General features: G+C 62.0%; 19 protein-coding genes. 6 read left to right on the top strand and 13 right to left on the bottom strand.

Annotation, left to right across the window (positions count from 1 at the left end; genetic code table 11):
- Window positions 1-243 precede the first annotated feature (243 nt).
- The 3 genes from FHX03_RS12405 to FHX03_RS12415 form a co-directional block, all read right to left on the bottom strand.
- Window positions 244-891, bottom strand: a complete 648-nt coding sequence (locus tag FHX03_RS12405; RefSeq protein ID WP_097625451.1) for a BON domain-containing protein — start codon at window positions 889-891, stop codon at window positions 244-246.
- A gap of 124 nt (window positions 892-1015) precedes the next feature.
- The gene (locus FHX03_RS12410) at window positions 1016-2371 is read right to left on the bottom strand and encodes a trypsin-like peptidase domain-containing protein (RefSeq protein WP_183853866.1); all 1356 of its coding nucleotides are present in this window, start codon (window positions 2369-2371) and stop codon (window positions 1016-1018) included.
- 108 nt (window positions 2372-2479) lie between these two features.
- The gene (locus FHX03_RS12415; protein WP_183853868.1) at window positions 2480-3463 is read right to left on the bottom strand and encodes a zinc-dependent alcohol dehydrogenase family protein; all 984 of its coding nucleotides are present in this window, start codon (window positions 3461-3463) and stop codon (window positions 2480-2482) included.
- A gap of 164 nt (window positions 3464-3627) precedes the next feature.
- Between FHX03_RS12415 and FHX03_RS12420 the strand changes: the two genes are divergently transcribed.
- Together FHX03_RS12420 and FHX03_RS12425 are read left to right on the top strand one after the other, a co-directional pair.
- Window positions 3628-3927, top strand: coding sequence for a hypothetical protein (locus FHX03_RS12420; RefSeq protein WP_183853869.1), 300 nt, complete (start codon window positions 3628-3630; stop codon window positions 3925-3927).
- A gap of 1 nt (window position 3928) precedes the next feature.
- Window positions 3929-4339: a universal stress protein gene (locus FHX03_RS12425; RefSeq protein ID WP_183853871.1), complete on the top strand. Its 411-nt coding sequence runs from the start codon at window positions 3929-3931 to the stop codon at window positions 4337-4339.
- Between the two features lie 399 nt (window positions 4340-4738).
- On the opposite strand, the gene FHX03_RS12430 is transcribed toward FHX03_RS12425, so the two are convergent.
- Complete coding sequence (locus tag FHX03_RS12430; protein WP_165503982.1) at window positions 4739-5197, bottom strand: pyridoxamine 5'-phosphate oxidase family protein; 459 nt, start codon at window positions 5195-5197, stop codon at window positions 4739-4741.
- A gap of 129 nt (window positions 5198-5326) precedes the next feature.
- On the opposite strand from FHX03_RS12430, the gene FHX03_RS12435 reads away from it, so the two are divergent.
- Complete coding sequence (locus FHX03_RS12435; protein ID WP_183853873.1) at window positions 5327-6148, top strand: universal stress protein; 822 nt, start codon at window positions 5327-5329, stop codon at window positions 6146-6148.
- Here FHX03_RS12435 and FHX03_RS12440 read toward each other — a convergent pair.
- Both FHX03_RS12440 and FHX03_RS12445 read right to left on the bottom strand, forming a co-directional pair.
- Entirely contained in the window at window positions 6145-8007 is a 1863-nt protein-coding gene (locus FHX03_RS12440; RefSeq protein WP_183777779.1) for a heavy metal translocating P-type ATPase, read from the bottom strand. The two genes, FHX03_RS12435 and FHX03_RS12440, sit on opposite strands and share 4 nt — an antisense overlap.
- 28 nt (window positions 8008-8035) lie before the next feature.
- Window positions 8036-8359, bottom strand: a complete 324-nt coding sequence (locus FHX03_RS12445; RefSeq protein ID WP_097625187.1) for a TraR/DksA family transcriptional regulator — start codon at window positions 8357-8359, stop codon at window positions 8036-8038.
- A gap of 224 nt (window positions 8360-8583) precedes the next feature.
- On the opposite strand from FHX03_RS12445, the gene FHX03_RS12450 reads away from it, so the two are divergent.
- Together FHX03_RS12450 and FHX03_RS12455 are read left to right on the top strand one after the other, a co-directional pair.
- A complete protein-coding gene (locus FHX03_RS12450; protein ID WP_183853874.1) occupies window positions 8584-11259 on the top strand; it encodes a cation-translocating P-type ATPase in 2676 nt (891 codons plus the stop codon).
- Window positions 11260-11326: 67 nt separating this feature from the next.
- Window positions 11327-12160, top strand: a complete 834-nt coding sequence (locus FHX03_RS12455) for a universal stress protein (protein ID WP_097625185.1) — start codon at window positions 11327-11329, stop codon at window positions 12158-12160.
- A 227-nt stretch (window positions 12161-12387) separates the two neighbouring features.
- Here FHX03_RS12455 and FHX03_RS12460 read toward each other — a convergent pair whose 3' ends face one another.
- From FHX03_RS12460 to blh, 5 genes are read right to left on the bottom strand one after another with little or no spacing between them, the layout of a single operon-like run.
- A complete protein-coding gene (locus FHX03_RS12460; RefSeq protein ID WP_097625184.1) occupies window positions 12388-13185 on the bottom strand; it encodes a sulfite exporter TauE/SafE family protein in 798 nt (265 codons plus the stop codon).
- On the bottom strand, window positions 13167-13598 hold the full coding sequence (locus FHX03_RS12465) for a YeeE/YedE family protein (RefSeq protein ID WP_097625183.1): 432 nt from the start codon (window positions 13596-13598) through the stop codon (window positions 13167-13169). Before FHX03_RS12465 ends, FHX03_RS12460 begins: the two co-directional genes overlap by 19 nt.
- The gene (locus FHX03_RS12470) at window positions 13595-14005 is read right to left on the bottom strand and encodes a YeeE/YedE family protein (RefSeq protein WP_097625182.1); all 411 of its coding nucleotides are present in this window, start codon (window positions 14003-14005) and stop codon (window positions 13595-13597) included. Before FHX03_RS12470 ends, FHX03_RS12465 begins: the two co-directional genes overlap by 4 nt.
- Entirely contained in the window at window positions 14002-14349 is a 348-nt protein-coding gene (gene bigR, locus FHX03_RS12475) for a sulfite-sensing transcriptional repressor BigR (RefSeq protein WP_183853877.1), read from the bottom strand. The genes FHX03_RS12470 and bigR overlap by 4 nt, the downstream gene beginning before the upstream one ends.
- Window positions 14340-15638: a bifunctional sulfur transferase/dioxygenase Blh gene (gene blh / locus FHX03_RS12480; protein WP_183777781.1), complete on the bottom strand. Its 1299-nt coding sequence runs from the start codon at window positions 15636-15638 to the stop codon at window positions 14340-14342. The genes bigR and blh overlap by 10 nt, the downstream gene beginning before the upstream one ends.
- A gap of 503 nt (window positions 15639-16141) precedes the next feature.
- On the opposite strand from blh, the gene FHX03_RS12485 reads away from it, so the two are divergent.
- Window positions 16142-16441 (top strand): hypothetical protein, encoded by a 300-nt coding sequence (locus FHX03_RS12485; protein WP_312865337.1) that lies wholly within the window; start codon window positions 16142-16144, stop codon window positions 16439-16441.
- Between the two features lie 21 nt (window positions 16442-16462).
- Here the strand turns inward: FHX03_RS12485 and FHX03_RS12490 are convergent, their stop codons facing one another.
- Entirely contained in the window at window positions 16463-17731 is a 1269-nt protein-coding gene (locus FHX03_RS12490; RefSeq protein ID WP_183853879.1) for a patatin-like phospholipase family protein, read from the bottom strand.
- 64 nt (window positions 17732-17795) lie between these two features.
- Window positions 17796-19130: a hypothetical protein gene (locus FHX03_RS12495; RefSeq protein WP_183777794.1), complete on the bottom strand. Its 1335-nt coding sequence runs from the start codon at window positions 19128-19130 to the stop codon at window positions 17796-17798.
- Between the last annotated feature and the right edge of the window lie 168 nt (window positions 19131-19298).

The following is a 19298-nucleotide window of genomic DNA, read 5'->3' on the forward strand; positions in this document are numbered from 1 at the left end:
GCATGTCTGTCTTCGCGGAAGATCCCGCGGCCTACGTCCCCGCCCAAGGCCGTTCTCCAAGAACAACAAAGGTTTCCCTGCACTCGCGACGGAGGCTCTGCATTGGCAGGCACGGAATTTCGGAGACGAGATTTGCGCGCAAGTCGATCTCGGAAATTTGAGGCTATGCAAGGGGCGCTCAGCGGCGCCCTTGCTGCTGAATGTAGGCGGAGCGGCTAATGTCTAGCAGCTCACGATATTCGATCACCCGACCGTCAGCCGATCGTCGAGAGTGCTGATCCCCGGAGCGGACCATGCAGCGCGTTCCGCCGCCTGCCGTTCCGACCAGGTCTTCACCTTGCCTGAGAGGATAACCTTTCTGCCTTTCACATCGATCCTAATTGCATCGGCGTCAAGAGCGGCGTCGCGCTGAAACGCATCCTCTATGCGCTTCTTGACATCCACGGCCGTAACGCGGGGCTTCAGCTCCACGAGATTGGATACCCCCACCACGCCGGCGAGATCGCGCACTGCGTCGTAAGCCGCGTTCTTTTGATATTGCCACTCGACCTCGCCCCGCAGGGTCACCCACCCTGTGAGAACCCGCACCTGCACGGAATCCTTTGGCACGGAAACGTTCCAGTCGAGCATTTTGACAGCTCGCCGGGCGATGTCGTCGTCGTCTGTTTCCTTGGGTCCGAAGATCCGCACTTCAATTTCGGCAGCAATTCCGCGCACGCCCTTGACGCGACGAACCACCCGCTCGGCGGCTTCCTTCTCCGCGTAGGTGCGCACATGACCCGTCAGGGTTACAATCCCGCTGTCGACCGCGACGCCGATATCAGCCGCGTCGATGCTGGGCTCGAATTCCATTTCGTCAAGAATGTTCTGTCTGAGTTGAATGTCGTTCATGACAACCTCCTTCAGGTTTGCGACGTGCCGATCGTGCCAGCGCCGTAGAATTCCGTCTTTGATCTTCATCAAGCAGGTGAGCGACCTTGAGATCTCAGCGGACCGAACATCGTCTGCGAACTCGCTACTGAGTCTGCACGTCGGTGGCCACGAAGAGGCGGTGGCCGTTCCTCACGACGGTGATGAGAGCGCGGGCATGCTCCTTCAAGAGAATTGCGAGAAGTTGCCCGACGTCGGTCACCGGCTGCTGGTCGACAGCGACGATAACGTCGTCCGCCTGCAGGCCGGCCTGTGCAGCGACCGAGCCCTCCGTCGCGACGACGACGCGCGCGCCGAGACCGTCGGGGGAGTTCGCCATCTCGACGTCGGCGAGAGGGCCACGGGAGATATGGATGGTACGAGGAGCGGCCGGTTCGGCGACCGGTGCGGCGGATACCTCAGGAAAGACCTCTATCCTTCGGCTGGCGCGATCGATCTGGAAGGATGGCTTGGACTGCAATGGTAGCGATCCCACAAGCCTGCGTACGTCGGACGCGCCGCGCACCGTCCTTCCGTCGACCATTCGGACGACGTCGCCCGGCTGAATTCCTGCATTCGCAGCCGGCGAACCGGGCCGGACTTCGCTGACGAGCGCCCCCGGCCCTTCATCCACGCCGAACGCTTTTGCAAGACCGGGCGTCAGGTCCTGCGTGACCAGTCCCACCTCGCCGCGTACCAGCTTGCCGGTCAGGATGAGCTGCCGCATCACGATGCCGACGGTCTCGGCGGGCACTGCAAAACCAATGCCGATGCTTCCGCCGGCCGGCCCGATGATCGCGCTGTTGATCCCGACGACGACGCCGTCCTCGTTTACAAGTGCGCCGCCCGAGTTGCCGGGATTTGTCGAAGCGTCCGTCTGAATGAATCCTTCGTACCCCTCCGATCCCACGGCCCGGCGTCCAAGCGCGCTGACGATGCCCATAGTGGCGGTCTGGCCCAGGCCGAAGGGATTTCCGATTGCCACGACGACGTCGCCGACATGGAGCGAGGACGCGCTTCCAAAATCGGCATGAACAAGATGATCGGGTGGAATTTGAACGACGGCGACATCCGTCTCGGGATCGGCGCCGACGAGTTTCGCTTTGAAGCGTCGGCCATCGGAGAGCGCCACCTCGATTTTCGAGGCGCTTGCTATGACATGTTGGTTGGTGACGATGTAGCCGTGGACCTCGTCGATGACGACACCCGAGCCGGCCGATTGGAAGCCGTTCTCTGCCGGCGCGGCGTCGTCAGGTAGTCCGAAAAACTTTCTGTAGAAGGGATCGGCGAGCGTCGCATCCGCGTCGTCGAGTTCCTTGCCCTGCACCGAGATGCTGACGACGCTCGGCACGACACGCTGGAGCATGGGCGCGAGCGACAGGCTGTTTGCAACGGCTGGAGCCGACAACAGGCTCTCACCTGCGATGAAGAGCGCCCCCAGGGCTAGCAACGAACGCGACATCTCTGATCTCCTCGCGGAAGCGCCGCCGGTTGTCGACGGACGTCTTGACGAAGAAGCTTCCGTTTTGCCCGATCGATCCGCATTGATCCTCGTCAACGCGGATGGCGGCTATGGCACGATGATGGCTGCGCCGTTGATGCGGCCTGCCCGCAGGTCGTCGAGAGCCTCGTTTGCATGTTCAAGCGCGTAGACGATGGTCACGCATCTGACCTCGGCCGCCTTCGCGATCGAGAAGAATTCCGCCCCGTCGCCCCGCGTCAGGTTCGCCACCGAGACGACCCGCCGCTCGCCCCAGAGCAGACGGTAGGGCATGCTCGGGATGTCTGACATGTGGATGCCGCCGCAGACCACCGTTCCGCCCTTCCGCACTACGTCGAGCGCCATCGGCACGAGCTCGCCGGCCGGCGCGAAGATGATGGCGGCGTCGAGGGGCACCGGCGGCCTCTCACCGGAGAACCCGGCCCAGACGGCGCCAAGATCAAGCGCGAACTTCCGCCCAGCCTCGTCTCCAGGACGCACGAACGCATAGACGCTCTGGCCCCGATGCTTGCACACCTGCACGAGGATGTGGGCGGCCGCGCCGAACCCGTAGATGCCGATCGTCCTCCCCTCGCCCGCCATCTTCAAGGATCGCCAGCCGATGAGGCCAGCGCAGAGAAGAGGCGCGGTCGCCACCGAGTCCGTATCGTTAGGCAATTCGAACGCGTAGCCCGCCTCGACGACCGCATGCGTCGCGAAGCCGCCGTCGATCGAGTAACCGGTGAAGCCGGGGGCGTCGCAAAGATTCTCGCGACCCTGTCGGCAATATGGGCAGTGGCCGCAGGTGTGGCCCAGCCAGGGTACCCCGACTTTTCGACCGATAAGACGACGAGGAACGCCCTCGCCCGCTGCGATCACGGTTCCCACAATCTCATGCCCCGGAACGAGGGGAAGCTTTGGCTGGGAGAGGTCTCCGTCGCAGACGTGAAGGTCCGTCCGGCAGACGCCGCAGGCCTCCACCTTGACGACGACGTGGCCGGGCGACGCTGGCGGGTCCGGCCGCTCCACTAGACGGAGCGGCTGCCCCACCTCTTCCAGTACCATGGCCCTCACGTTTCCCTCCATCGGCATGGGCATCGCTATAGTCGTATCACCACCTACCGGGCCCCGGCTTGATCCCGGTCAAACATCCGGATTGATACTCGTCAAAGACCGATTGTCTTAGAGCAGATAAGCTCGTGGACACAGCGCCACGACCTCATCCAAAGGAGACGGACATGCGCGAACAAGAAGAGGCACGCAAGACAGCAACCGACGTAGCCACGACCATTCCTCCGGTCGAGCGAACGTGCGCAGACCTTGTTCTCGGACGTCGAGACGAGGATCGCTGGGAGGTGACAGCAGTGACGCCGCGAGGCGAGGCGTGGGCGAGAGACCATTTTTGCTGCGCGCTCCGGCAATCCTTCACTGGCACCATGTGTCTCGACATCATGAGCGCCGATCGGCTTCTCAAGGAAGCGCATGACGATGGGCTGACGACCGAGTTCGTCAGCCCATCTGGAAAGGACATATACTGACATGTTCGCCACCATCGTCTGCGCCATCGGCCGAGGATCCCGGCAACGCATGCTACAGCTCGTCGAAACGGCCCGCGCGCAGCTCGCGCCCAACGGAAGCCTCCACCTCATTCACGCGGTTGAGGGTCTGCCTTTGTCTGCCGCGCCGGACGATTGGGCGGTCGATGTGATGGCCGCCGCCGAGAGCAGACTTTCGGAAGCTTTGCGGTCGACCAACACTCCTGCTTTGATACACGTCCGCGCGGGCAACCCGTCTCAGGTCATCATCGCCATGGCGAAGGAGATCGCCGCCGATCTCGTTGTGATTGCCTCTCACCGAGACGACGTGCTCGACCGAGTCTTCGGCTCGGTCGTGGACCATGTCGTGCAGCGTGCCCCATGCTCCGTGCTCGTCTTGCGAACGACCCGGTAAGCCCCGCGCTTCACACGACAGTCTTCGCTTCAGCCTCGCTAACCTGACAGGAGGCGGCGTCACAATACAGTTCGGCGGCGTGCGACAACGTTCTTGACCCGGCCTCGCATAGCCGCGCCGCCTCCCTGGGATACTGCTCCAGCTCGCTTTCAACGTCGTCCGAAAGGACCTCGACCGCATCACCGTTGTCGATGCTGCAGACAAGTCGAGCCAGGAATTCACAGTATCGTAGCCCCGTCGCGCGGCGGACGCCGTCAAATCCGTAGTGACTTGGATCAGGAACCGCTTGCTAACAATGGGCGGGAGGTCGGCGTTGAGCGTTTCGCTGCGATGCAGGCTGAGGGAATTGGCATGTGGTGCTCCGTTTGCGGGATGTGGAATCAGCGCGAGGATCGTCGGTCATTCCGTCCTGACTGCGCTTCGACCCGACACGGCCGTTACGACGATCCCGTAGAAGACGTGAGGAGAGCCGTCGAGCATGGGGAGCTCGTGGGGCTTCATGGAGCCGATCTCCCACCAGTCCGAATACTTTTGGAGAAGCGACCATGCATGGAGCCTTTCGCTTCGTCGCGCGTCGCTGTCAGGAAACTCCTCGAACCTGCCTTCGACAACGACGCTCGTCCACCCGCCTGCGCTCGAACGCTGCTCGACGTGAAGGCAGACCTTGTCGTTTCCCCGCATCCAGTCGAGCTTCTTGCCGGGCATGGTGAAGCTATAGGCAACCCCGCTGGAAAAGGCGAAATAGATCGCCGCCACGTAAGGCTGCCCATCCTTGCAGCAGGCGAGATGACCGAAGCGCTCGTTCTCAAGGATCCGGTAGCACTCACCGGGGTTGATCTCCGTCAGCTTGATCGTCATGGCCGTGTCCTCCAGCTTTAATGAAGGCAAGATCATAGGAGCTTCGTTGCGCCGCGGCCTTGACAAAGCGCAATGCGAACTCTCTCCGCGGCAGGCATCATGACGGCTGTTTAACCTCAGGAGGCCAGCATGAAGCCGCAGTTCCATCTCCCGTTATCGACCTATCCCGACCCCAGTTCCTTCACCATAGTCGACAATGCTATCGGCCTCGCTCGGCAGAACGACGCCGATCTCGTCGCCAGCATCCCGCAAGTCCGGATCCCCCAGGTCCATCAGCCCTTTCCCACTTTTATCGATGTCGACACATGGCGGGAACAAGCAGAGGGGAATAGCCGGCACAGCGGGACTTTGTTGCGGGAACATCTCGATCACGCTGTTTCGGAGACTGGCGTCGAAGTGCGAATCCATGGATTCGAGGCCACGGAGCCGTTCGTCTACGAACGTTTTTCCGAAATCGCCAGGTGTCACGACCTCTCCATCGTCGAGGCCTCGGAACTGTCCCGCCAGTTTTCCGAGACGCTGCTGTTCGGGAGCGGCCGTCCTATCGTACTGTTTCCCGCCACCAGCGTCTGCTCTCGCGTGGACACGATCGCCGTTGCCTGGGACGGCAGCGCCACCGCAGCACGTGCCCTATCCTGCGCCCGCTTTTTCATCGAACGCGCGACCAAGGTGCAGGTCATCTCGATCACCGACGACAAGGAGATCGACGAGGCGAACCGCTCGTTACTGATCTCTTCTTTGAGGCACTCGGGATTCGAAGTGGAAGACGTATCGATTCAGGCAGGTGGAGAGACCGCGACCGCTGCCATCCAATCGGCCGCGCTGGAACGAAAAGCGGACCTTCTGGTCGCGGGCGGATTTGGCCATTCCCGGCTTCGTGAATTCATCCTCGGCGGCGTCACTCGGGAACTGCTCGTCAAGGCCGAGCTACCAGTGCTTCTCGCCCATTAGAGGGCGCGAAGGGCGTTGAGGATGACCGCCACGTCGATGGCCTCCTGAAGCAACGCGCCGCCAACCGGCGGAAGGTATCCCGCTCCCGCAAACCCCATCGCGATGAGCGAGAGACCTATACCCGTATAGATGCTCTGAAGCGCGATTTTGCGTGAACGACGCGCGATGCCTATCGCCTTCACTATCTGCGTGAGGTCGTCCCGGACGAGCACGATATCCGCAGCCTCCGCAGCCGCCGCAAGGTTTTCGACGCCCACCGCGATTCCGACTTCGGCTGCCGCCAGCGCTGGCGCGTCGTTCACTCCGTCGCCGACCATCAGAACTCTCCCGTGGACGCGCTCCTTCTCGATGACTGCGACTTTGTCTGCGGGATCGAGCCTCGCCGCGACGTCGTCCAGGCCCAAAGAGCGAGCTATGGCTGTCGCGATAGGCAGCTCGTCCCCGGAAGCGAGGACTATTCGAGAAATCCCTGATGCCCTGAGCTGGTTGACGAGCTGGACGGCGTCTTTGCGAAGCCGGTCTTCGAGCGTGATCGTGCCAGCCGACGCGCCGTCAAAGAGCACCTTCACACGCATTGCGCTGCTTGAACCGTTCGGCCCGGACGGCGGAGCCTCTCCGAAATAGGTGTCTCCTCCGACGTCGACATGCACGCCATCGACGATTCCGGAGATCCCGGATCCCGCAGTCTCGGTCACCCCCGACGGGCGGGTCAACACTAATCCACGCCTATGCGCCTCGTCCACCAGCGCGCGCCCGACCACATGGCCGGACGCCTGGTCCAGCGAGGCGGCCAGCCGCAGGATTCTGTCTGGATGCTCCGGGCCGTCTATCGCGCCGACTTCGGGCTGTCCTGCGGTGAGCGTCCCCGTCTTGTCGAACACTACTACGGTGGCTTGGGCGAGGGCCTCAAGAGGTCCCGCTCCCTTCACCAGAACGCCCTCCTTGGCGGCTTTTGAAGTGCCGGCCGCAAGTGCGACGGGTACGGCTAAGATCAACGGACATGGCGTGGCGACGACCAGCACGGCCACGATCCGTGACATGTCTCCGGACAAGATTGCCGATAGTCCTGCGACCGCGATCGTAGCGAACAGGAACCAGACCGAGAACCGGTCGGCCAGGCGCATCAGCTTCGCCTTGGATCGCTTCGACGCTTCCACGAGTCTGACTATTCCTGCATAGGTGCTGTCCTCGGCACGGCTTAGAACACGGATTTCAACCGCGTCGCCCTCGTTCGTAGCGCCACTCGAAATGCTTCCACCCTTGGCGATGCGCACCGGGAAAGGCTCTCCGGTTAAAACCGCCTGGTCGATCGTTGCGAATTCGCCGACGAGCGCCCCGTCCGCCGGTACGACGTCTCCCTTGCGTATCAGGAGCACGTCGCCGACTGCGACCGTCTCGATCGGAATTTCTTCGAAGCCACTCCCGGCAAGCCGCAGGGCGGTCCGCGGAACTTGCGCCAGCAAAGCCGACATCCCCTCGTCGGCGCGACGATGTGCGTATGCCTCCAGAAACTGACCGCCGGAATACATGAGGCCGACGATCGCTCCGGCGAGATATTCGCCGAACCATAAGGAGGACCCCATGGCCAGGGCCGCGATCAGGTCCAGACCGTATTCCTCTTTCTGCAGCTTCTTGGCGATTTCAACGCAAAGGGACAGCAGACTCAGGCTGGTGCAGCCGACCAGGATTAACCGATATCCAGGGCCGTGACCCGCGAGATAGAAGGCAAATGCGGCCGCAAGCGCAAGCAGCGACGACAGCACCAGAAGGCCCGACCGGGAGTCTCCTTCCCTCAGTCGCGACAGCCCGCCCTCAGGCCACGTCCACCTACCAGCCCACCAAGCCGCCGCTGTAGCCACCTCTCACCCCCCCATCAATCCAGAAGCCTCAGCGGAACGATTTTGCGCAATCGATGCAGAACGGTGTATAGGGGACCGCCGCGAGGCGCTCCTTGCCGATCGAGCGGTGGCATTTGACGCATCGCCCGTATGTGCCGTCGTTCAGCCGGTCGATCGCCGCGTCGATGGCCTCGATCTGGTCGCGCCCCTCGGCTTGCATCTCGCGAAGAACCTCATCGTTTTCAACCTGGGTCGCGCGCTCCTCGCTGTCCTTCTCGAGCGCGACGCAGAGGTCCGCATCGATCGCTCCGAGACGACGGACAAGGTCATCCTTCATCGTCTGCAACACGGCCTGTACTGAGCTTTTGTTCATTTTAGTGCCTTCCAATCTTGCCTGATCAATGCGGGTCCACACGCGGCATCGTCGGGAACCAATCCAAGCGCAGCGCGTGGCCGCATAAAGCCGCGGTCCATAAATCGGCTCCAGCATATCTCAGTTCGATCGAAGCTCCTTGATCCCGGTCAATGCCTCTTGCGCGGGAGCACATAGGCTGTCGGGGGAGCCTTCAATGAATCGTCGCGACAAGCCCGGAGCCCATGATGAATCTGACGGCGCAGACACCCGCCCCCACGACGCCTGCGGTGATCGGACTGACAAGCATCGAGGCCGAGGAACGCCTCGCCGAGCTGGGACCCAACACGCTGCCCGAGCCTGAGCCCCCATCGCCGCTGCGGGTCTTTCTCCTCCAATTTCGCAATCCGATCATCTACATCCTCTTGCTGGCATCGGCGCTCTCGTTTGCGACCGGCAGAATCGAAGACGGCCTGTTCATTCTCGCCGTGCTTCTGATCAATGCCTCCATAGGCACCTACCAGGAGTATTCTGCGGATCGAGCGGCCGCCGCCCTTCGCAAGCTTGAGCAGCCGTCGGCCAGGGTCATACGGGACGGCGTGGCTTGCAGGATCGAGGCCAAGCGGCTGGTCGTGGGCGATCTCGTTCTTCTGGAATCCGGCGACCGAATCCCTGCCGATCTGATGCTTGTCGATGCAAGTGATCTCCGATGCGACGAGTCGCTTCTGACCGGCGAGTCGATGCCGGTTCCCAAAGGGCGAACCGTCGAAGGATCGTCGAATGAAACCGCCAGTTCCATGCTGCTCGCGGGTTCCTTGGTGACGCGCGGGCGAGCCAAGGGCGTCGTGACCGCTACAGGTACCGCGACCATGCTTGGCGGCATCGCCGCCGAGTTGGGAAGAGCCAGTTCGTCGCAGCCCCCGCTTGTTGCCCGTCTGGCGAAGTTCACGAATGCGCTCGCGGTTTTCGTAGGATTGGCAGCTTTGTTGCTGGTCGTCGCGGGCTTCATGCGGGGCCAACCTCTGCACGACCTTGTGATGATGTCCGTTGGACTGGCGGTGAGCGCTGTTCCCGAAGGGCTCCCGATCGCGATCTCCGTCGCGCTTGCCGTCAGCATGCGGCGGATGGCCGCCCGCAACGTCATCGTCCGAAGCATGCCGGCCGTTGAGGCCCTGGGTTCGACTACAATCATCGCCACGGACAAAACGGGGACCTTGACCAGCAACGTGCAGACGGTAACCGAAATTCGCCTGCCGGACGGCACGGACATCGCCCTGGACGCCCATGCAGATCTCGACAAGTGCGAGATCAGGGCGAGCGGCCTGGACAGCGACCTTGTCCGCGAGAGGGCGCGCAGGCTGCTACGCGCCGCACTACTCGCAAACGAAGGAACCCTGGCTCGCCGCGACGATCTCTGGGTCGCCGCCGGAGACACGGTCGACGTGGCGCTTCTTGCAGCAGGACGGAAGGCCGGGCTGGGACAGGAAGAGTTGAACGACCGATACCCGCTGGCGGCAAGGATCGCCTACGAGCCCGAGCACAAATACGCTGCATCCTTCCACCACGGCGATGATCGGATTCATGTCTTCGTCAAGGGGGCGTCGGAGGTGCTCATAGAAATGTCTGATCGCATGGACTCCGCGGGAAACGTAGTCGAAATCGACCGTACGTCGCTTTTGGCGCAGAAGGAAGAAATGGCCGCTCGAGGCCTCAGGGTGCTCGCGTTCGCCGAAGGGGAAATCGGCGCGTCCCTCGCCGGAAGCCTCGGACACGGTCACCTTGTCGATCTCGTGTTCTTGGGGCTGGCCGGACTGCAGGACCCGGTCCGGCCCGAAGTGCCGAACGCTATGAAAGACTGCCACGCGGCGGGCGTGGAGGTCGTGATGGTGACCGGGGACGACCCGCGGACTGCTGCCGCGATTGCCCGAGATGCCGGCCTGGGCTTTCACGCGGGCCAGGTCGTTTCGGGCCACGACATCGATGAAGCCGCTCGAGCGGGCGACCAACGGCTGGACGAGATCACAAGGGAGGCCCGCATCTACGCCCGCGTGCAGCCAACGCAGAAATCGGCGATCGTCGCATCTCTGATCCGCAATGGCCACATCGTCGCCGTCACCGGAGACGGCGTGAACGACGGCCCGGCGTTGAAGAAGGCGCATGTCGGAGTCGCGATGGGACTCAGGGGAACCGAGGTGGCGAAGGAAAGCGCCGATCTTGTCGTCACGAACGACAACTTTGCATCCATCGTCGCGGGGATCGCAGAAGGCAGGGCGGCCTATCGCAACATCCGCAAGGTGGTGCTGATGTCGGTCGCAACGGGCGCCGCCGAGGTCCTGCTCTTCATGCTCGCGCTGCCGTTCGGCCTGCCCATGCCGCTCCTCCCTGTTCAGCTCTTATGGCTCAATCTCGTGACAAACGGCATCCAGGACGTCGCGCTTGCCGGCGGCAGGCCGGAAGGAGACGAACTGGCGGGGCCGCCACGTTCTCCGCTCGAACCTGTCCTCGACGGGACGATGATCCAGCGCGTCGTCCAATCGACGGTCGTGATCGGCGGAGCGGCGTTCCTGGCATTCCAGTGGATGATTGCGCATGGATATGGCGTTCCCGAAGCCCGCAACATAACGCTTCTCATCTTCGTGATGTTCGAGAACGTCCAGACCCTGGCATGCTCCTCCGAAAGACGATCGATATTCTCCGTCGATATCCTTCGAAACCGCTTCCTGCTCCTCAGCGTGCTCGCCGCCCAGACGATCCACATCTCGGCGATGTACGTGCCGTGGCTTAGCGGAACGCTCGGCCTGTCGCCGATCATGCCTCTCGAATGGGGCCTCAGCATGCTGATCGCTAGCTCCCTCGTTCTCGTGACCGAGGTCGACAAGTTCGTCTCCCGGCGACGCCGCGATCGTTCATCCCATGCTTGACGAAGATCAAAGAACGTCGCCGCAAGTGCCGTTATCCTCTCGATATTCAACAAGAGAGGTGATCGAAATGTCCATTCGCACGGTAATGAGCATCCTGACTTCCAAATATTTCGACGAAGACCTGAAGGCGGCCGTGGAGTTTTGCGGGGCCTCCGGAGCACATCTCAGCGCGGTCGTGCTCTGCATGGGAGCGTCGCCGATGATGGGAGAATACAACTCCCTGTCGACCGTCTGGCTGGAAGAACGCCAACGCGAAATCGAGGAACTCGTCAAGAAAGCCGAAGAGATCAAGGCGTATCTCTCGCGCACCGGACTGTCCTACGATGTGCAGGACGTCTATACGGAATATGCCTTTGCGCGGGAGGACATTGCAGAACGGGCGCTCTATGCCGACGTCGTACTTGTCGGTCGCCAAGCCTGCAAGGACGAGGAGCTCCAGAAACGGGTCATGGATGGCGCTCTGTTCCGGACGCCGACGCCGGTGATCATCAACCGCGGGGGGCGGCCGCTCTCTTCTACTTCCAAATCGATCGTGCTGGCGTGGGATTCGAGCGACGAGGCGTCGCGTGCCGCAAGGCAGGCCCTTGACCTGTTGAAGACGGCCGACTGCGTCTACGTGACGATGATCGATCCAGTCTCGCGAGAGCGGGTGAATGGAGAGGAGCCAGGGGCCGACATCGCAAGCTTCCTCTCCCGTCACGGGGTCAAGGTTCAGGTGGATCGTGTGGCCAGCGGCGGAAACAGGGCTGACGAGATCTTGAGGCAGCATGCGACGGATGTGAATGCCGATTTGATCGTCATGGGCGCATACAATCACCCTCGCTGGCAGCAGACACTTTTCGGAGGCGTGACGCGTAACATGATCGAGCAAAGCAGCATGCCAATATTCATGGCGCATTGACGCAGGGAGCCACGGCCGCGCTCCGTGTGCGGCCGTGCCGGAGTGGTAGCATGTCGCTTTCAGAGACTATGGGGACTGAACATCTGGTTCTCCAGCAACGCCGCCGCTGGGCTCTACGAGATGGTCAACGTGTTGGTGTTGAAAGGGTCGCTCGCTCTTCATACGCGAAGGGTCACTTCTGGCCGGAAGTCGCGGCTCGTCCGCTGTCGAGCCCTTCGCTTGGCGCCCTAGCCCGGCACCACCGTCCCCCAGTGCCGATACAAAATATAAGCAGCAACCACGAAGATAAGCGCTGCGAACAGGCGGTTGAGGATGTTCTTGTAGGCGCTGAGCCGCGCAGCGAGCAGCATGCCAAAAACACCGCCGACAATGCCACCGCCAATGAACTCGGAGGCAAGCCACCAATCTACCAAGCCTGAACTGGCATAGCTCAGGGTCGTCGCCAGTCCGAACGCAGCGACGGAGAGGAGAGATGTCCCGATCGCGTTGATCATCGGCATGCCCGTCGCCAGCATGAGGCCGGGAACGATCAGGAAGCCCCCACCGATGCCGAAGAAGCCGGATGCAGCGCCGGCGGCGAGTGCCACGGCCGCGGTGGCAAGGCACATCTTAAGATCGACGGGCCGGCATTCTATCGATACTGGCTTCCTGGGCTTCAGCATCAGGACGCCGACGACGAGCATGAGGATGCCGAACAGGAAAATCAGGCGATCTCCGTCCATCGCTTTGCCGAGACTGGAGCCGCCGAGGGCGCCGACGACGCCGAGTGCAGAGAAGACGGCCGCGCAGCGCCACCAGACGTGGCCCTTGATCGCGTGGCTGGCAAAGTTTGCGAACGCATTCACCGAAACAGCGAGCGCACCCGTTCCGATCGCGATATGCGGCTGCGTCACCCCCACCACATAGAGCAGAAGGGGCGTTGCCAGGATGGACCCGCCGCCGCCGAGCAGGCCGAGCATGAAGCCGACGATTTCGCCGGAGCCAACTGCCGCCCAAATGGAGGTGTTCACGTCCGTCTGCTCCATACTCTGTCATACAAGGTCATCCCGATCAGCATGGCGACGACGAACAAGAACGTTTGCGGAAGGCCGAGCGATAGGGATGCGACTGCCGGACCGGGACAGAAGCCACCGATCCCCCAGCCCAGGCCGAACAAGGCCGAACCAACGACCAGCGGAGCATCGATCCGACGGTTCATCGGCACGTGGAAGCTGTCGTCGAAGGCGGGACGCTTCATCCGTTTCATCACCTGCACTCCGATAAAGGCGACGACGACGGCGCCGCCGAGAACGAAGGCAAGGCTCGGATCCCAGACGCCGAACACGTTGAGGAAGCCTTGGATCCGGACCGGGTTCAGCATGCCGGACAGGGACAGTCCGAAGCCGAAGACGATACCCGAGGCGAGAGCGGCCACGAATTTGTAGATGTTCCGCTTCATAGTCCGAGACCTCGCAGTATTGCGACGGCGACCGCGCCGGCGGTCAGGAACGTGGCGACCGCGACCATCGATCGCGTAGACAGGCGGGCAAGCCCAAGCACGCCGTGTCCGCTGGTGCAGCCCGATCCCATGCGTGAGCCGAAGCCGACAAGCAGTCCGGCCACGATGAGCAGCGGCCCGCCGGTGGTGATCTGCACGACCGGCCAGCCGCCGAACATGAGCAGGTATGCGAGTGGCCCGAGCAGCAGCCCGAGCACGAACGCAAGATTGGTGGTCAGTCCCACGCCTTGGGCGAGACGGCCGACAATTCCGCTGACCCCGGCAATCCGGCCGTTGAGGAGCAGAAGCATGGCAGCCGATGCGCCGATCAGCATGCCCCCGACCAATGAGGGCAGATACGCGTTCATTTGTCATCCTTCACGCAGAAGATGTCATAGAGGGCAGCGACCAGTTGCGCGGCCTTTTTTTCCGTCAGGCGATAGAAGATCTGTTTCCCCTCCCGCCGGGTTTCGACAATCCCGGAGCCACGCAGTACCGTCAGGTGCTGCGACAGATGCGGCTGGTGGACGTCGAGCTTCTCTTCAAGCTCGCCGACCGAATACTCGCCTTCCACGAGCGAGCAGACGATCATCAGGCGCGCCGGATGGGACAGCGTCTTCAGCAGGTTCGCTACCTCTCCGGCCCGGCTGGCCATCTCGGCGGGGGAAAGCCCCGCCCTCATCATCGCCTTTAGATCGGTCGTCATTCCCATGCTGCTCCCTGCAGTGCATCGAGTGGAAACTTGAGGTAACGCCTGCCGTTGGCCTCCGGCTCCGGCAGACGTCCGCCGCGGATGTTCACCTGCAGGGCATGAAGGATGAGCTTCGGCATCGGCAGCGTCTTGTCACGCCTCGTCCTCAGCGTCACGAATTCCTCTTCGGTCACGCCGGAAAGATGCGGGTTGGACTTCATCTGCTCCACCACCGTGCTTTCCCATCGAGGCGCTCGACCGTCCGGCTGGTAGTCGTGGCCCGTGAATATCCGCGTCTCGTACGGGAGCGCGAGGATCTCCTGTATCGACTTCCACAGGACGCGGGCGTCACCGCCGGGGAAATCGGCGCGTGCCGTACCGCTGTCGGGCATGAAGAGCGTGTCGTGCACGAAGGCCGCGTCGCCGATCACATAGGTGATGGAGGCGAGCGTATGTCCCGGAGAGAAAAGCACTTTGGCTTTGATCGAGCCGACCTCGAAGGTCTCGCCATGGGCAAACAGCCGGTCCCATTGGGAGCCGTCGGTGGCAAGCTCAGGCCAGTTGTAGATGCCCTTCCACAGCTTTTGGACGTCCACGACGCGTTCGCCAATCGCTGTCTGCGCGCCAGTCTTCTCCTTCAGATACTCGGCCGCCGAGAAGTGGTCGGCGTGCGGGTGGGTGTCGAGGATCCACTCGACCGTCAGCCCGTTGTCGCGGACGTAGTCGAGGATCGCGTCGGCATTGATGGTCGCCGTCGCACCGGCCCTCTCATCGAAGTCGAGCACCGGGTCAATGATGGCGCACTTACGGGTCGCGGGATCGGACACCACGTACTGGACGCTCCAGGTGCGCTTGTCGAAGAAGCCCTCCACCTGCGGCCTGCGGGCAGCATGTTGCACGAGCCAGGCTGCGGCGGCGCTGGTGTCGAAGCCGCGGCTGCGTCCGAATTCGACGACCTCGTCGGCAGACATGCGGCCGTCAAGGACCTCGCCGATCAAGTAGAGGCTTAGCGACCGAGTGCCGGTCTTGCAGTGGGCGAATACGGGTCCCTCGGATTTGTCGACCGCGCGCTGGAACGCACGCACATCCGCCTCGGTGATCGTGCCAGCCGTGACCGGCACAAACGCATAGGACAGGTGGCAGTGCTTCGCCTCCTGGCTTTCGGCTTGCGTTCCAGGCTGGGCAAGATCCTCGTCGTCCGGTCGGTTGTTGATGAGTGTCTTGAATCCTTTGTCATGAAGCGACTGGATGTCCTCGATGCTCGGCTGCGGCGAGATCGATAGTTTCTCGGATATTATCGTGACAGGCATGACTAGCTCCGTGTCCAATTCATTATACGATCTAATATAATATATATTGATTTATCTTCAAGGTGAGGCACGGAACTTTGTGCTCACCCAATGGCTCCCGCGAAGAGGAGATAGCAACCATGGCCACGACGACGAACCGGGTGAGAACCCAGACATCCGACGAGATCAACCGGCGCCTGCGCTGGCAGATGGAGGAGAGGCTCGCCTAAATCGCCGCAGCGGCGCCGTGGCTGCTGTTGCGCGCTCTGCGCGCCTTCGCTGACGGCGGAGCAGACAGGCTTCTGTTCCCAAACTCACTGATTGGCTTCGGTGGCTGACACGTTCTCGACAGTGCCCTCTCCCACTCCATACTCGGAATCCACTGAATCCGGATGGACGTCGAAAACCAATCATTCTGGGAACTCCTGTGGTTCGCGGTGTTCGGTCTTGTGCCCCTGGCGCTCGGGATGCTAAGGCGCAGAAACGGCAAAGGAGACGGCTGCTGACCTTGCCCCGGCAGGCATATCGATCTAATCGGCGCCTTCACGCCCGATATGCGTGAGGCGGATGACGCGCTGATCGCCGCCGGGCTTGTTTATGTGGATTTCATGGAGACGGTGATGGACCGGATCGGCGAAATCATGCAGCTGATCGCGGCCGGCGCCATCGAACGCTCGCATGTGCGGGGAGATCTCTACGATCTCGTGGCAGCGGGTACGACAAGCCGCCAGTCCGACGACCAGATCACCGTTTTCAAGAATGGCGGCGGCGCGCATCTCGATCTGATGATGGCGAGCTACGTCGTCGATGCGGTCAATGCTTAGGTCTGCAGCGCGGATGGCGGTTTAAACCGGCAGGAAGCCAAACAAGCTTTTGCTTGCGCGTGCCGCCCAGGAGGGCTTCACCGTCCCGGCCGCCAAGGGCGGGCCGGAGGATGGCGCCAGCGGCGATTGATAGAAGCGATTGAGCATCGCGTCGCAGACATAGTGCCCCCAATTCGTCAGAACCTCCGTTTCCCTGGCGCCGAGGAAATGAAGATAGGTGCCGACCTCGGAGGGAACGACCGACGATGGCGGCAGCGTGTAGGAAGCATAGGGCGCGAGTTCGGCATCCCTGCTGTCGATCGACCAATAGACGCCGCGCGTTCTTGCGCGCAGAGCCGATTTCGAGGGAGCATCGAGGCCGAGCAGATCAGCCTTTTTGGCCGCCTTGAAGCCGCCGATCAGGTCTCGCCGCCTCAGCGCCCTCACCTGATTGTCGGTCGTGTGGAGCACGCGCTTGAGCTGGCTGAGATAGTTCCAGTATCCGCGGGTGGAGGAACGCCAGGGCGCGCCGGCATCGCTGACGAGCAGGCAGTCGCAGCGCTTCAGCGCCGGCTCGATGCCGTGATTGTCGTAAACACCGCCGTCGCTCAAGATTGCCCGGCCCGGAGCGACAGCTTCGCCAACCGTATCATCGAGTTTTTCCCGCCTCCACGAAAACTGTGACAGGTCCACACGCAGCGGTGACAACACGGGCGGGAATGCGGCGGAGGCAGCAACCGCGGTCGCGAGCGACAATGCCGGATGAAACGACACGCCGATCCGGTAATCCGCGATATAGCGGTTGGACATGCGGAAGAGCGAGCCGGTGCTGAGATTGCTGGCGCAGAAGACGAACCAGGGCGATCCCGGCAGGTCTTTCAGGCTTGGCGACTTTCCGTCGAACAGATGTCGGTCGTAGAGTTTGGCGGCTTCCTCCGCCGCACTCGAGAAAGGGTTGAACACGCCCTTCAGGAAGCTTGGCCCATCCGCAAAGACCTGGCTGAAGGCCAGGATGCGATCGACATATTCCGTCTTGAAGTTGACGGCGACGTCATTCTCAAAGATTAGCCGCGGCCACACATAGGCGAGCAGGCCGGAGGCGATCGATCCGCCGGAGACCGAGGAGATCATGTCGAGCTTCGCCAGAAGACCGGCCTCGTTCAGCCTTACCAGCGATCCCGCATGGAAAAGCATGGCTCGATAACCGCCGCCGGAAAGGCAGAGGCCGAGTTGGTAACGTTCGGCCGGCTTCTCGGGTTCGTCGGATGCCGGCAGCACGGAGTTCGATTGGGAATGCTCGTTTTCTGACATGCTCGGCCTCGCTCAGGAATGTGAGTTTCCCAACATTTCTTCCTCCGGGCAACGACCGGTCGCGCTACCTGCTCGTATGTCGGCGGGAATTAGCATCGCATTTTTGCCACTCCCAGTTTATTTCGGCTTCGCCTTCATGGCCGTAGCACCAGTCGACACGATTGAGTAGCGGACCGAGCTCGTCGCGCCGTTTGCACGCGCGCTGCGTCTCGGGGGCCTCGCGATCGACACTTGTGCGGCAGATGTCGTCCAGTCCTGTCCACTGATGGATCAACCGGTCCGGCGCCTTGGCCCCCTTGTCCGTGGTGAGTATCTTTCCGGTCTCGGACTCGATCTGCAGAGAGGCCGTGTTCCACACGAAGGAGAATTCCGCCATGCCGGAGGACGTCTTACCCGTGTCCCTGTTTCCGGCAAACCACTCGACAACTCCCGACATTTCGCATTTTCCCGCACAACTGGCAGTGACGGAGCCCGGCTTGACGCTGTAGATGCGCTGCGGCCAGCGTTGGGCGAAGGTCGCCTTGTCCTTTAGCACGACGTCTTTATCGACCGGGTTTCCGAAGAAGGAGACCTCGTCGGCATAGACGCCCTTCATGAAGGCCAACGCCGAGGCGTTGTCTTTCGACCATTCGTCATTGTATCGGTTGACGAAATCAACCGCTTCCGTGGTCAGGTCGCCGGGTTCGGATGCGGCCGCCTCCTCGGAAGCGCTTGAGTCCGACGGCGTGACGGCGGGTGTTGCGCTCACCTCAGGCGCCGCGTCCTCAGGTGGCGACGCGCTTTCTTGCGGCGCGGGCATGTCCTCGGGCGTGTTGATGTTCCAGTTCCGCATTTCCGCAGCAGTGAGATACCTTATATCGGTGCTGTCGATCGACAGGCTGAGCTGCAGCAGATTGGGGCTTACCCCCATGTCGGTGAGATAGCCGATGATCTCCCCGGTCATCACTTGAACGGTCGAGACTGCCAATTTGTTGTCCATGGGAACATCGTCGGACAGGGAAACGCGATGTACGCCGATGGAGCCCGGCTCGGCAAACCGTTCGACGCCACCGACGAAGGCGAAGGCGCAGGCCGACGCACATTCCAGGGCTCTGATCTGCAGCGTTTTTGCATTCAACGCGCGGATGGCGCGGCCGAACCTGATCGCAGCGACGACGTTTCCGCCGGGCGAGTCAAAGCTGATGTAGTCCGGACGGTACTGCGTATATTCGTCGACAAGCGTCATCGGATCGTCGAAGAATTCAAACACACCCTTTATCACCAGACCACGCTCTCCCGGGGCGCCGTCCAGACGTTGGTAGGAAATGGCTGCATGCCCCTCTCCGGCCATGGCGACGAACGCCAGCAGCATCGATATGAATGAGACGGATCTGCGCATTCTTCCCCACCCCTCGAGCACCTCTACCTGTCCTGTCGTCATTCGCAGCATAGCTTGCCCAGGGTGTGGCCGGATGACCAAATCACCTGCCCCGTGAATCCCGGCGTCCGCGCTCAGCCGACGCCGATTGCGTCTGCAGAACAATAGCTTCGCAGAAATGTTGATAGCGACCCCAGCAGCTTAAGATCA

Source organism: Rhizobium sp. BK456, from assembly GCF_014194045.1.
Taxonomy (GTDB): Bacteria; Pseudomonadota; Alphaproteobacteria; order Rhizobiales; family Rhizobiaceae; genus Rhizobium; species Rhizobium redzepovicii.